The organism is Salmonella sp. 741265073_HBA (assembly GCF_046569105.1).
Classification (GTDB): Bacteria; Pseudomonadota; Gammaproteobacteria; order Enterobacterales; family Enterobacteriaceae; genus Salmonella; species Salmonella enterica.
In genome coordinates, this window is record NZ_JBKFRY010000001.1 from 364,277 (window position 1) to 378,329 (window position 14,053).

At 50.6% G+C, this 14,053-nt stretch carries 14 protein-coding genes; 7 read left to right on the top strand and 7 right to left on the bottom strand.

The window, feature by feature from the left end; genetic code table 11:
* Positions 1–285: 285 nt before the first annotated feature.
* The 7 genes from sufA (at position 286) to ACLD3P_RS01890 (ending at position 6,961) form a co-directional block, all read left to right on the top strand.
* Complete coding sequence (gene sufA, locus ACLD3P_RS01860; RefSeq protein ID WP_000418969.1) at positions 286–654, top strand: Fe-S cluster assembly scaffold SufA; 369 nt, start codon at positions 286–288, stop codon at positions 652–654.
* Between the two features lie 8 nt (positions 655–662).
* Positions 663–2,150 (top strand): Fe-S cluster assembly protein SufB, encoded by a 1,488-nt coding sequence (gene sufB / locus ACLD3P_RS01865; protein ID WP_000089383.1) that lies wholly within the window; start codon positions 663–665, stop codon positions 2,148–2,150.
* 16 nt (positions 2,151–2,166) lie between these two features.
* Positions 2,167–2,913 (top strand): Fe-S cluster assembly ATPase SufC, encoded by a 747-nt coding sequence (gene sufC / locus ACLD3P_RS01870; RefSeq protein WP_220569236.1) that lies wholly within the window; start codon positions 2,167–2,169, stop codon positions 2,911–2,913.
* Positions 2,888–4,159 (top strand): Fe-S cluster assembly protein SufD, encoded by a 1,272-nt coding sequence (gene sufD, locus ACLD3P_RS01875; RefSeq protein ID WP_024798036.1) that lies wholly within the window; start codon positions 2,888–2,890, stop codon positions 4,157–4,159. The genes sufC and sufD overlap by 26 nt, the downstream gene beginning before the upstream one ends.
* Complete coding sequence (sufS, locus tag ACLD3P_RS01880; protein WP_000143859.1) at positions 4,156–5,376, top strand: cysteine desulfurase SufS; 1,221 nt, start codon at positions 4,156–4,158, stop codon at positions 5,374–5,376. Before sufD ends, sufS begins: the two co-directional genes overlap by 4 nt.
* Positions 5,377–5,388: 12 nt before the next feature.
* Entirely contained in the window at positions 5,389–5,805 is a 417-nt protein-coding gene (gene sufE / locus ACLD3P_RS01885; protein WP_000729470.1) for a cysteine desulfuration protein SufE, read from the top strand.
* Positions 5,806–5,959: 154 nt separating this feature from the next.
* A complete protein-coding gene (locus ACLD3P_RS01890; protein WP_183052709.1) occupies positions 5,960–6,961 on the top strand; it encodes a L,D-transpeptidase family protein in 1,002 nt (333 codons plus the stop codon).
* A 66-nt stretch (positions 6,962–7,027) separates the two neighbouring features.
* Here ACLD3P_RS01890 and ACLD3P_RS01895 read toward each other — a convergent pair whose 3' ends face one another.
* The 7 genes from ACLD3P_RS01895 to ACLD3P_RS01925 all read right to left on the bottom strand — a co-directional run bounded on the left by ACLD3P_RS01895 (position 7,028) and on the right by ACLD3P_RS01925 (position 14,003).
* Positions 7,028–7,267 carry a major outer membrane lipoprotein gene (locus tag ACLD3P_RS01895; protein WP_023136894.1) on the bottom strand — a complete coding sequence of 80 codons (240 nt, stop codon included), beginning with the start codon at positions 7,265–7,267 and terminating at the stop codon, positions 7,028–7,030.
* Positions 7,268–7,349: 82 nt separating this feature from the next.
* Positions 7,350–7,586 (bottom strand): murein lipoprotein Lpp, encoded by a 237-nt coding sequence (gene lpp / locus ACLD3P_RS01900; protein WP_001082307.1) that lies wholly within the window; start codon positions 7,584–7,586, stop codon positions 7,350–7,352.
* A 310-nt stretch (positions 7,587–7,896) separates the two neighbouring features.
* Positions 7,897–9,309, bottom strand: a complete 1,413-nt coding sequence (gene pykF, locus ACLD3P_RS01905) for a pyruvate kinase PykF (protein WP_000751447.1) — start codon at positions 9,307–9,309, stop codon at positions 7,897–7,899.
* 401 nt (positions 9,310–9,710) lie between these two features.
* Positions 9,711–11,054 carry an APC family permease gene (locus ACLD3P_RS01910; protein WP_000756089.1) on the bottom strand — a complete coding sequence of 448 codons (1,344 nt, stop codon included), beginning with the start codon at positions 11,052–11,054 and terminating at the stop codon, positions 9,711–9,713.
* 21 nt (positions 11,055–11,075) lie between these two features.
* Positions 11,076–11,969 (bottom strand): proline iminopeptidase-family hydrolase, encoded by an 894-nt coding sequence (locus ACLD3P_RS01915; protein ID WP_115286070.1) that lies wholly within the window; start codon positions 11,967–11,969, stop codon positions 11,076–11,078.
* Between the two features lie 58 nt (positions 11,970–12,027).
* The gene (locus ACLD3P_RS01920) at positions 12,028–12,765 is read right to left on the bottom strand and encodes a glutamine amidotransferase (protein WP_023238413.1); all 738 of its coding nucleotides are present in this window, start codon (positions 12,763–12,765) and stop codon (positions 12,028–12,030) included.
* A gap of 11 nt (positions 12,766–12,776) precedes the next feature.
* Entirely contained in the window at positions 12,777–14,003 is a 1,227-nt protein-coding gene (locus ACLD3P_RS01925) for a PfkB family carbohydrate kinase (RefSeq protein ID WP_000471823.1), read from the bottom strand.
* Between the last annotated feature and the right edge of the window lie 50 nt (positions 14,004–14,053).

Genomic DNA, 14,053 nt, shown 5'->3' on the forward strand with positions numbered 1-14,053 from the left:
CTCGCCGCCCGGCAATGTCGACAGCCTATTAATTAAATAGTCATTTTCTATACATCTTTTCGTTTTTGACCTGCCAGAACGGTTAATGTCTTATAAATCATTACTTATCAAAATGTTAAGCGATTTTTTGTCTGTCGTATGACCTGGCGGACAGGGTCTATGCTTAATAAAAGGCGCTCAATATGACCATTTGTTGGAAAGCCCCTGCGGTTAAGGGGTTGAAGTGATAATCATTATCACTAACATGCTGTTATATCCTGGTGATTTAGAACGCGAGGTAACTCTATGGAATTGCATTCAGACACGTTTAACCCGGAGGACTTCCCCTGGCAAGGGCTGACGCTAACGCCAGCGGCGGCTGCGCACATACGTGAACTGGCAGCAAAGCAGCCGGGCATGTTGGGCGTGCGGTTAAGCGTAAAACAGACGGGATGTGCCGGATTTGGCTATGTTCTGGATACCGTTCGGGAGCCGGATAAAGACGATCTGGTTTTTGAAGCCGAAGGCGCAAAGCTTTTCGCACCGTTACAGGCGATGCCTTTTATTGACGGAACAGAAGTGGATTACGTACAGGAAGGGCTGAACCAGTTATTTAAATTTCATAACCCCAAAGCCCAGAATGAATGCGGCTGCGGCGAAAGTTTTGGGGTATAGGCGGTACTATGTCTCGTAATACTGAAGCAACGGAAGAGGTCGGCATCTGGACAGGCGGACGCCTTAATTACAAAGAAGGATTTTTCACGCAACTACCCACTGATGAACTGGCAAAAGGCATCAGCGAAGAGGTGGTGCGCGCGATTTCCGCAAAGCGTAACGAACCTGAGTGGATGCTGGAATTTCGTCTCAATGCCTATAGAGCCTGGCTGGACATGGATGAACCGCACTGGCTGAAGGCGCACTACGATAAACTGAACTATCAGGACTACAGCTATTACTCTGCGCCATCATGCGGAAACTGCGACGATAGCTGCGTTTCCCAACCGGGAGCCGTACAGCAAACGGGCGCGAATACCTTTTTGAGTAAAGAGGTTGAAGACGCCTTCGAGCAACTTGGCGTTCCGGTTCGCGAAGGGAAAGAGGTCGCCGTCGATGCGATTTTTGACTCGGTCTCCGTAGCGACCACATACCGTGAAAAACTGGCGGAACAGGGCATTATTTTCTGTTCTTTTGGCGAAGCGATACACGATCACCCTGACCTGGTCAGGAAATATCTTGGCACCGTCGTGCCGGGGAACGATAACTTTTTTGCCGCGCTGAATGCGGCAGTCGCTTCCGATGGGACATTTATCTATGTTCCCAAAGGCGTGCGTTGCCCGATGGAGTTATCCACCTATTTTCGCATTAACGCTGAGAAAACCGGTCAGTTTGAGCGCACGATTCTGGTGGCGGATGAAGGCAGCTATGTGAGTTATATCGAAGGCTGCTCCGCGCCCGTACGCGACAGTTATCAGCTCCACGCCGCGGTAGTGGAAGTCATCATCCATAAAGATGCTGAAGTAAAATATTCCACCGTACAAAACTGGTTCCCGGGCGACAACAACACGGGCGGTATTCTGAACTTTGTGACCAAGCGTGCGTTGTGCGAAGGGGAAAACAGCAAGATGTCGTGGACCCAGTCGGAAACCGGTTCGGCGATTACCTGGAAATACCCGAGCTGTATTTTGCGCGGTGATAATTCTATCGGCGAGTTCTATTCCGTTGCGCTGACCAGTGGACATCAGCAGGCTGACACCGGCACCAAAATGATCCATATCGGTAAAAACACACGCTCAACCATTATTTCAAAAGGCATTTCCGCCGGCCACAGCCAGAACAGCTACCGTGGGCTGGTAAAAATTATGCCGACGGCGACCAACGCCCGAAATTTCACCCAATGCGACTCCATGTTGATTGGCGCGGACTGCGGCGCGCATACGTTCCCGTATGTTGAATGCCGCAATAACAGCGCGCAGCTGGAGCACGAAGCGACAACATCACGTATCGGTGAAGATCAGCTTTTCTATTGTTTGCAACGCGGCATCAGTGAAGAAGACGCTATTTCGATGATCGTCAACGGGTTCTGTAAAGACGTTTTCTCGGAACTGCCGCTGGAGTTTGCCGTTGAAGCGCAAAAACTGCTGGCGATTAGCCTTGAGCACAGCGTCGGTTAATGATGAAGGAAAACCCATGTTAAGCATTAAAGATTTACAGGTCAGTGTGGAAGAAAAAGCGATTTTGCGTGGCCTGAATCTGGAGATTCACCCCGGCGAAGTTCACGCCATTATGGGGCCGAACGGTTCCGGGAAAAGCACGCTCTCCGCCACCCTGGCGGGACGTGAAGATTACGAGGTCACCGGCGGCTCGGTTACGTTCAAAGGTAAAGATCTGCTTGAACTGTCGCCGGAGGAACGGGCGGGTGAAGGGATTTTTATGGCCTTCCAGTACCCGGTAGAAATCCCCGGCGTCAGTAACCAGTTTTTCCTGCAAACCGCGCTGAATGCCGTGCGCGCCTACCGCGGGCAGGCGTCATTGGATCGCTTTGATTTTCAGGATCTGATGGAAGAAAAGATCGCATTGCTGAAAATGCCGGAAGATTTGCTGACCCGTTCGGTAAACGTCGGTTTTTCCGGCGGGGAGAAAAAGCGCAATGATATTTTGCAAATGGCGGTGCTGGAGCCGGAACTGTGCATCCTTGATGAGTCGGACTCCGGACTGGATATTGATGCGTTAAAAATTGTGGCGGAAGGCGTCAACGCGTTACGCGACGATAAACGCGCTTTTATTATCGTGACCCACTATCAGCGCATACTGGACTACATCAAGCCTGATTACGTCCATGTCCTCTATCAGGGGCGAATTGTCCGATCCGGCGATTTTACTCTGGTCAAACAACTGGAGGAGCAGGGTTATGGCTGGCTTACCGAACAGCAGTAAAGCGCTACAGCAATGGCAGCATCTCTTTGAAGAAAAAGGAGAAAGTCGAACTGAGCAGGCAAGAGAACATTTACAACAGATGTTACGTCTGGGATTGCCGACGCGTAAACATGAAGACTGGAAATACACGCCGCTGGAGGGCTTAACCCATAGCCAGTTTATCCAGCAGTGTGCGACTATCAGCGCCGCACAGCGTGATGCGCTGGCGCTGCAAATCGATGCCGTGCGGCTGGTGTTTGTCGATGGTCGGTTTATGCCAGAGCTCAGTGATAGCACGCAAAACAGCGGATTTGACGTTAGCGTCAGGGATGAGCGCCAGACGCTTGCCGCGCCGGTACAGCCTGAGGTTTTTCTGCATCTGACGGAAAGCCTGGCGCAATGTGTCACGTATATACAGGTACGGCGAAATCAGCGTCCGACCAGGCCGCTACTGTTAATGCATATCACGCAGGGCGTGGATGGCGACGAGCTGAATACCGCGCATTATCGCCACCATCTGGCGCTGGCGGAAGGCGCGGAAGCGACGGTTATTGAGCATTATGTCAGCCTTACAGCGGCAAAACATTTTACCGGCGCGCGTCTGACGATGAACGTTGCAGACAATGCGCAACTGCGCCATATCAAACTGGCGTTTGAAAATGCGTCCAGCTATCACTTTGCGCATAACGATCTTCTGCTGGCGACTGACGCCTCGGCGTTTAGCCACAGTTTTCTGCTGGGCGCCGCAGTACTACGTCACCACAGCAGCTCACAACTGAATGGCGAAAACGCGACGCTTCGACTGAATAGTCTGGCGATGCCGGTGAAAAATGAAGTCTGCGATACGCGGACATGGCTGGAACATAACAAAGGCTACTGTAACAGCCGCCAGTTGCACAAGACCATCGTCAGCGACAAAGGACGCGCGGTCTTTAATGGCCTGATCAACGTGGCGCAACACGCCATTAAAACCGACGGCCAGATGACCAATAATAACCTGTTGTTGGGGAAACTGGCCGAAGTCGATACCAAACCGCAATTAGAGATCTATGCCGATGACGTGAAGTGCAGCCACGGCGCGACGATCGGGCGTATTGACGATGAGCAGATGTTTTATCTGCAATCACGCGGCATCAGACAGCAGGAGGCGCGGCACATGATTCTTTACGCGTTTGCCGCAGAGTTAACGGAAGCTATCCATGATAGCGCCCTTAAACAGCAGGTGCTGGCGCGAATCGGCCAGCGACTGCCCGGAGGCCTGGTATGACATTTCCTGTAGAAAAAGTACGGGCGGATTTTCCCATACTGCAGCGTGAAGTTAACGGCCTGCCGCTGGCTTACCTGGACAGTGCAGCCAGCGCTCAAAAACCCAATCAGGTGATTGACGCTGAATCTGCCTTCTACCGTCACGGCTATGCTGCGGTACATCGAGGTATCCATACGTTAAGCGCACAGGCGACCGAAAGCATGGAGAATGTGCGTAAGCAGGCGTCGCGGTTTATTAACGCCCGCTCCGCAGAAGAACTGGTGTTCGTGCGCGGTACGACGGAGGGCATTAACCTTGTCGCCAACAGTTGGGGAACGGAAAATATTCGCGCCGGGGATAACATTATCATCAGCGAGATGGAGCATCACGCTAACATCGTTCCCTGGCAGATGCTGTGTGAGCGCAAAGGCGCTGAACTGCGCGTGATCCCATTGCATCCTGACGGTACGCTGCGGCTGGAGACCTTAGCTGCGCTGTTCGATGACCGGACCCGACTGCTGGCCATTACCCATGTTTCCAATGTGCTGGGGACGGAAAACCCACTGCCGGACATGATTGCGCTGGCGCGCCAGCATGGAGCGAAAGTGCTGGTGGATGGCGCCCAGGCCGTGATGCACCATGCTGTTGACGTCCAGGCGCTGGACTGCGATTTTTACGTTTTCTCCGGCCATAAACTTTACGGGCCGACCGGCATCGGCATTCTGTATGTTAAAGAGGCGTTGCTGCAAGAAATGCCGCCGTGGGAAGGGGGCGGGTCGATGATTTCGACCGTCAGCCTGACGCAGGGAACGACATGGGCGAAAGCGCCCTGGCGTTTTGAGGCGGGAACGCCGAATACTGGCGGCATCATCGGTCTGGGCGCGGCAATTGACTATGTGACGTCGCTGGGACTGGATAAGATTGGCGATTATGAGCAGATGCTGATGCGCTATGCGCTGGAGCAACTGGCGCAGGTGCCTGATATCACGCTATATGGCCCGGCGCAGCGGTTGGGCGTCATCGCGTTTAATCTGGGTAAACACCATGCTTACGACGTTGGCAGCTTTCTTGATAATTACGGTATCGCGGTACGAACGGGGCATCACTGCGCGATGCCGCTCATGGCCTGGTATGGCGTGCCAGCAATGTGCCGGGCTTCGCTGGCGATGTATAACACCCATGAAGAAGTGGACCGACTGGTGGCAGGATTAACGCGTATCCACCGCTTATTGGGATAACAGTGAGGTTTTATGGCTGCGCTACCGGATAAAGAAAAATTGCTGCGTAACTTTACGCGTTGCGCTAATTGGGAAGAGAAATATTTATATATTATTGAGTTGGGGCAGCGCCTGGCGGAGTTAAATCCGCAGGATCGCAATCCGCAAAATACGATTCATGGCTGTCAGAGCCAGGTGTGGATCGTGATGCGGCGAAACGCCAACGGCATTATCGAATTGCAGGGCGACAGCGACGCGGCGATCGTTAAAGGCCTTATGGCGGTGGTATTTATTTTGTACCACCAAATGACGGCGCAGGATATTGTGCATTTTGATGTCCGGCCATGGTTCGAAAAAATGGCGCTTACACAGCACCTCACGCCTTCTCGTTCTCAGGGGCTGGAAGCAATGATTCGCGCAATTCGCGCTAAGGCCGCCACTCTTAGCTAAACTGTACAGACAGCGTTCTACCTGATGTCAAATCCTTTGTCGGACGGCGACGTCGCTTTATCCAGAGTGGATAGAGCGTGTATTTTGTTATTCTGATAAGCGAAGCGCTACCAGTCGTCGCAGAGGGCAGCACCAGGAATACAGGAGGTTTGGTATGAAACGTGCGTCTTTCATTACGCTAACTATTATCGGCGCGTATAGCGCGTTACAGGCAGCCTGGGCGGTTGATTATCCATTACCGCCAGAAGGCAGCCGTCTTATTGGTCAGAATCAAACCTATACCGTACAGGAAGGTGATAAAAACCTGCAGGCTATCGCCCGGCGTTTTGATACGGCGGCGATGCTCATTCTTGAAGCGAACAATACGATTGCGCCGGTGCCTAAGCCCGGTACGCTAATTACCATTCCCTCGCAGATGCTATTGCCGGATGCGCCCAGGGAAGGCGTCATCGTCAACCTCGCGGAGCTACGGTTGTATTATTACCCGCCGGGAGAAAACCGCGTTCAGGTGTATCCCATCGGCATCGGTTTGCAGGGGCTGGAAACTCCCGTCATGGACACCCGGATAGGGCAAAAGATCCCCAACCCGACGTGGACGCCGACGGCGGGCATACGCCAACGTTCGCTTGAGCGGGGGATCACGCTGCCGCCGGTGATCCCTGCCGGGCCAAATAACCCGCTGGGACGCTATGCGCTGCGTCTGGCGCACGGTAATGGGGAATATCTCATTCATGGTACCAGCGCGCCGGATAGCGTAGGTCTGCGCGTGAGTTCCGGTTGCATTCGCATGAACGCGCCGGACATCAAAGCGTTATTTGCGCAGGTCAGAACGGGGACGCCGGTAAAAGTGATTAACCAGCCGGTGAAATTCTCTGTCGAGCCGAATGGCATTCGTTATGTAGAGGTACACAGGCCGCTATCGCCGGAAGAAGAGCAAAACGTGCAGACAATGCCTTACGTGTTGCCTGCGGAATTTACCGCGTTCAGAAACGCGCAAGGGGTGGATAGTCGCCTGGTCGATAAGGCGCTATACCGGCGAGCCGGGTATCCAGTCAGCGTGAGCTCCGGGCAGACGCCAGCGGTAAATACGACCGCAGTCGAATCCGCTCAGAACGGTTTTGTCGGGGAAGAGGGGCAAACACGCGCGACGCAGTAGTCTTCGCAGCAAACGACGGACAAAAAAATGGCGCACGATGTGCGCCATTTTATATTGTGCGTCAAATTATTTACAGATGCGGAATACTTTGTTGTCCAGACGTTGGTTCGCGCGAGCAGCATCGTCTTTAGCAGCCTGAACGTCGGAACGCATTGCATTTACGTCATTACTCAGTTGCTCAACTTTAGCGCTCAGCGTCTGTACATCGGAAGACAACTGATCGATTTTAGCGTTGCTGGAACAACCTGCCAGTAACGTGGAACCCAGAACTACTGCACCTAAGATCAGCCTGTTAGTACGGTTCATAATAATAACATTATATTTTGTGTGGTTATATATGTAAAAAAAATGGCGCACATCGTGCGCCATTTTTATTACGCAGGTACTATTACTTACGGTATTTAGTAGCCTGGTTGTCCAGACGCTGGTTAGCGCGAGCTGCGTCGTCTTTAGCAGCCTGAACGTCGGAACGCATTGCGTTCACGTCGTTGCTCAGCTGGTCAACTTTAGCGTTCAGAGTCTGAACGTCAGAAGACAGCTGATCGATTTTAGCGTTGCTGGAGCAACCAGCCAGCAGAGTAGAACCCAGGATTACCGCGCCCAGTACCAGTTTAGTACGATTCATTATTAATACCCTCTAGATTGAGTTAATCTCCATGTAGCGTTACAAGTATTACACAAACTTTTTTATGTTGAGAATATTTTTTTGATGGGAATGCACTTATTTTTGATCGTTCGCTCAAAGAAGCATCGAAATGCATGAAAGTCCCTAAAAAACCGAAAGAAAACAGGGGGCTTCCATCGGATTCTTCTTAGATAATCCGCAATTAGATAGTAAAATCCGATTTGATTTTTTTATTAATAGTGGCTATCGATTAAATAAAAAAAGCGCCGGAAGGGCGCTTTTTTAAACAAATTAATTCACACAACAATTATTACAGTACGTGAACAGAGGCGGTGTTAGTGGTGCCGCTTGGAACCAGCGCGCCGGAGACCATCACTACGACGTCGCCTTTCTGGGCGAGGCCGCTTTGCAGGGCGACATCTTTGCCCAGACGGTAGAAATCATCAGTAGAATTGATTTCTTTCACCAGCTGCGATACCACGCCTTTGCTCAGTACTAACTGACGGGCGGTCACTTCATTGGTGGTCAATGCCAGGATGGTGGCGTCCGGGAAGTATTTACGCACGGCGCGAGCGGATTTACCGCCCTGGGTCGCTACCACGATCAGCGGCGCTTCCAGTTTTTCGGCAGTTTCTACCGCACCGCGGCATACCGCTTCCGTAATGCGCAGTTTACGGCTGTCGTTGTTGTAGTCCAGACGGCTGTTCATGACACGGTCGGTACGTTCGCAGATGGTCGCCATGATAGAAACGGCTTCCAGCGGGTATTTCCCTTTTGCGGATTCGCCGGACAGCATAACCGCATCCGTACCGTCGAGGATGGCGTTCGCAACGTCGCCTGCTTCTGCGCGGGTCGGACGCGGGTTTTTGATCATAGAATCCAGCATCTGAGTCGCGGTGATCACGACTTTACGTGCGCGGATACATTTTTCGATCATCATTTTCTGCGCAAAAATCACTTCTTCAACCGGGATTTCTACGCCCAGGTCACCACGCGCAACCATGATGCCGTCGGAAGCTTCGAGAATTTCATCGAAGTTGTTCAGGCCTTCCTGGTTTTCGATCTTAGAGATAATCTGGATGTTTTCGCCACCGTGGGCTTTCAGATGCTCGCGAATTTCGACAACGTCAGAACGTTTACGGATAAAGGACGCCGCAACAAAGTCAACGCCCTGTTCGCAACCGAAGATCAGGTCCTGTTTGTCTTTTTCAGCCAGCGCCGGCAGAGCAATAGAAACGCCCGGCAGGTTAACGCCTTTGTTCTCGCCCAGATCGCCGTTGTTCAGCACCTTACAAATGACTTTATTGCCTTCGATGGCGGTCACTTCCATACCGATCAGACCATCGTCAACCAGGACGGTGTTGCCAACGCTCAGGTCGCTGGTGAAGCCTTCATAGGTGACGGCAACGATTTCATTATTACCGACCACGGATTTGTCGGTGGTAAAAGTAAAGGTTTGGCCCGCTTTCAGCGAAACGTCGTTACCGCCTTCCAGTTTAATGGTGCGGATTTCTGGTCCTTTAGTATCAAGCAGAATAGCGGCTTTTTTACCAGTTTTGCTCATCACGTTGCGCAAGTTCTGGATACGCTGACCGTGTTCTGCATAATCGCCATGAGAGAAGTTCAGACGCATCACGTTCATGCCCGCGTCCAGCATTTTGCTTAACATCTCTTCGGATTCGGTTTTCGGACCGATAGTACAAACAATTTTCGTCTTTTTCATGACAGTCTTAGTCTTTAAGTTGAGGAGGATATGGAAATCTGGCTTCGGGCGCGCACGGCCCGGAAGCTAAGCCTGTGTTGCTAAAGTGATGATGCCTCGCTCTAAGGATAGGTGACATCGAAAGAGCGTGCAGAGGAATGTGTGCTCGCGTTTCAGCCCAACGGGAAGGGGATAATTTTAGTCGTTGAGTTTTACAGTCCAATGCGCTGAAACCATTCAAGAGACAATTGGCGCGCATTATACGCTGAAATTTACAAAAAAGGAAAATGAAAACCCTGTTTCAAAAGACATCTGTGCAGATTCACAACGGTTTGTTATTACGCTGTTTACGATGTCGCTGGCGATGACGCCGCCCGAACAGGGGCGGCGTTGCGCAACAGCTGGTGTTGTTGCGCATAATGTCAATCGAGCAACTTTTTGCCTTCCAGGTCGATGGCGATGTTTTGGTTGTGTGCTTTTCGGTAGCACAGTATCGCTATCCCGATCGCCGCCCAGCTAATTCCGAGTATCAGAGCGTGAATGTTCATGTTTAAACAGACGTAGCCGATGACGATCATCCCCATGATCGGCGAAATGACATGGGCGAAAATGCGCCGCTGGGCTTTCATCCGGAAATTGAACAGGATAAACACACACAGGTTCACGACAAAAAAAGCGAAAAGCGCGCCAAAGTTCACCAGCGTGGAGATAGATTCAATCTTGCCGGAAAACAGGTAGCTGAGCAGCAGGGTGACGCCGCCGGTAAACAGAATGGCATAATCCGGCGTTTTACGCGTGGTATGGACGTGAGCGAGGAAGGCGGGCAACATTCGGTCGCGCCCCATTGAAAATAGCACTCTGGACACCGCCGTTTGCGCGGTAATAATGTTGCCGACGGCGCACACAAACGCCACAATGATGGAAAATGCCACTTTGAGCCAGATACCGCCAACGTTGCCGGCAATGGTGAAAAATGCTTCATTCGTCGCATTACCTTCCGCGAAGCGGTCGACATTACCGGTGGCGAACGCCGCAAACGCTACAACGATAATAAACAATACCGTCGCCAAAACTAACGCCAACAGCGTTGCTTTACTGACGGCGCGTCCCCCGCCTTCGCTTTCTTCACTTAATGTACTGATAGCGTCAAAGCCGAGAAAATTCAGCGCAGCCACCGAAATCGCCGTCGCGATGAGCCCTGGGGTGAACCACTGTGAATCGAAAAAAGGCCGGAAGGAAAGCGTTATCTGACTACTGTCCAGCAGCATCAGACGGACAATGAGTAGCACGAAAATCGCCAGAATACCGAGTTGAATAAAGACCAGTAACTTATCAAATTTCGCCGTTTGCTGTATCCCGAGATAGTTGACTCCGGTGCCAATAGCCACATAAATCAACGGCCAGACCCAGACCGGGATTTGCGGTAAAATAGCGTGGACCGCGACACCGCCCAGCACAGCTACGAGCGTAGGGAACAAAAGATAATCCAGCAGTAATATCCATCCGGTCAGAAACCCTACGGCGGGATTAATGCATACGCCAGCATACGCATAGGCCGAACCCGACGAGGAGATATGCTGCGATAAGGTAGAGTAGCTGTACGCGGTAAAAAACATCGCGATCGCGCCAATAATATAAACCAGCGCAACCATACCGTGCGAAAGATTATAAACGACGCCATAAAGAGAGACTGGCGCGATAGGCACCATAAACACCAGACCATAAAGCACTAAATCGGTAAGAGACAATTTTTTGACTTTTTTCATGATAAATACCTTAATGGCTTTTTATGCCAGATCGCGTAAAAACGCGCTTACCGCTGCGAGGCAGGGCGCGATATTTTCTTCATGCGGGTTATGGCTGCTGCCGGGAATAGTGACCGCGCGGCAGTCTGAAATGTGAGAGAGAAGCGGAGAGACGACGCGCTCGGTTGCCTGATCGTTTTCGCCGCGCAGTACCAGAACAGGACAGCGTATCTGGCACAAATGGGGCGTAATATCCCAGTCGGCAAGTTTGCCATTTGCCGCCAGTTCATTGGTTCCCCATAAAATGTGATAACCCGTAGGGTCGGCGGCGAACTGCGCATTAGATCGCTGAACATGAACGGCTTCTTCCGCGAGGGTATAAACGTGCCTGGCATAATAAGCGACCAGCTGTTCCGGTGGGTTTTGATAAATGACGGCGGGCATAATGACGTTTTTGATATCGTCATCGGACATTGGCGTCAGAGCGTTAAAGAGCCGTATGGCTTCCAGTTGCCACAGGGCGATACTGGCCGGCGAACTGGCCAGTATCGTCCCGCGAAGCCCGGCAGGCTGTAAGCAGGCGTGCTCTGCGGCAAGCATTCCGCCCCAGGAATGTCCCAGTATCGAATACCCGTGCCCAATACCCAGGTGATGAATTAATTGGGTTAATTGACGGAGATAACGCGCAATAGTCCAGAAAGACGCGTCGGCATGAGGAAAATGCGTTGAACGACCGCAACCATATTGATCGTAAAATATTACCATGCGCCCGTCATCAGCCAGACGGCGATAATTTAATAAATAATCAAAGCCGCCAGAAGGGCCGCCGTGAAGGATAATGAGCGGCGTGAGTAATGATTTTCTGTCTCCATAAATCCGATAGCTTGTCAATATGTTTTCAGAAAACATTTCGCCATAGAGATAAGTATCATTCATATTCTTAATGACTCAGTGTGTGGCAGGGCAGGCGAAATTTATATTCGCCTGGATAATATTATTTTTTTATTGTGTGTAAAACATTACACCAGAAGGTGGCGTAATGTTCCCATTGCAGAAACTGCGGGCTTCCCCAGTGCGGCGAACAATCACTGGCAAAGCAACATACTTTCCCTTTATGGTAAGTACCCATAACTAACAGTGGATCGCCATTAATTTCAGCAAGGACTTGACTATTTTCTTTGGCGATAAGCTTGTTATAGCCCAACAGCGGCGGCCATTCGCTAAATGGCTGGGTAATAACATGCTCTACCGCAGTATTTACTGCTTTACATCCTTGCGGTAGTTCTACGCGGTCATCTACATCCAGCATATCAACCGGCAATACTTCCGCCAGAACCGTATTTTTATAATTGGCTTTTGCTTCTATTCCCGTAAAGGATAAATACCCGCCGATCATTAACAGACCGCCGCCCTCAGCAACATAATCGGCGATAAGTTGTAATGCATCAGGAATAATGTCCATATTATAAAACGTTCTGTTTTGTAGCAGGAACGTATTGCTACCGATATCACTGATGACGATCGCATCATAGCAGGCTAATGCTTCGGCGGTTTGTGGAAAATGAGTTTGCACAATATGGGCAGGCATGTAGTCCACATCGATATTACCCTGGCGTAAGCAGGATAATAAATAGTCTGCGCCTTCTTCGTATTTGCTCGATGTAAAGCTATCAAAACCTTTAGAGTGAATCATATGAATGTGCCAGGATTCGCCAATAAATAAGATTTTCATTATGTCACCTGTTAATTAATGTTAATGACTTTATTAGATTGGGTACGCATTCGATGTAAAACCTGCAAGTGCTGAGGCATACTCGACGCACCGACTTGTTCCACCGCCAGAGAAGCGAAAGCGGAGGCATATTGAATGGCTGCGACCATGTCTGCTTGTCGCGCCAGCGCGGCGGCTAAGGCGCCATTAAAAGCGTCACCGGCCCCGGCGGCATCTTTTACCACGGCGCTCCACGCAGGAATATACAACGTGCGGGCGTGCTCACAGAGCAGAGAACCACGGGCGCCAAGGGTAATGATGACTTTTTTCACCCCGGATTGCAGAATAATATTTCCGGCTTTTTTCGCATCATTAATATCAGTAATGGTTACGCCGGATAAAAAAGAGGCTTCAGTTTCATTCGGCGTGATGATGTCAATATCAGATAATAAATGCGTCACCTGTTTCGTATAGGGGGCAGGATTCAGCATGATCATTTTATTTTCTTGTTTGCCCAGACGAATAAATTCAGTCAACGCTTCAATGTTCGTTTCGAGCTGCATTAACATAACGTCAGACTCGGCGATATAACGGTGTTGCTCGTTAATCTCTTGCGTGGTGAGCATCATATTGGCGCCAGGGTAGATGGCGATAATATTATCGCCATCCACGGCGGAGACATAGATCAATGCGCTACCGGTGGGCGCTTTATCTGTTTGATACGCGCTGTATGAGGTGATGCCTGATTGAATAATATGATTCATAGCAAATGCGCTGAACTGATCTTTGCCCACTTTAAAAATAAAATGCGCCGCAGCGCCGGCATTGTTTGCCGCTAAAGCCTGGTTGGCTCCTTTACCGCCAGGATAGAATCCAAATTGACTGGCCAGAATGGATTCTCCGCTTTGTGGAAACCACGGCACGGTTGCTGAAACATCAATATTGAATGAGCCTAAAACACACACCTTGCCTGCTTTTTTTGTGTTTTCCCGGCGCAGTTTTGCATCCTGATGGATTGGCGTGGCGATAGTGCTGGAGATATCAATCTTATTTTCAGTGATAAGCTTACTCAGCGCGTCACGGTTTAAAATCCCTCCGCCATAGCAACGCTGAAGCATACCTGATTTCTGGAAATAGCGTAGATCGGAACGAATAGTCTCCTGGCTAACCTTATAAAGGTCTGAAAGTTTACTGACGCTAACACTATTATCCTTTATCAGTAAATTAATGATGGCATGACGTCTTTCTTCTTTAAACATATTGCCTCCGGGTAGTGAGTTGAATTGTATTTATGGCAATGTTGTCATGC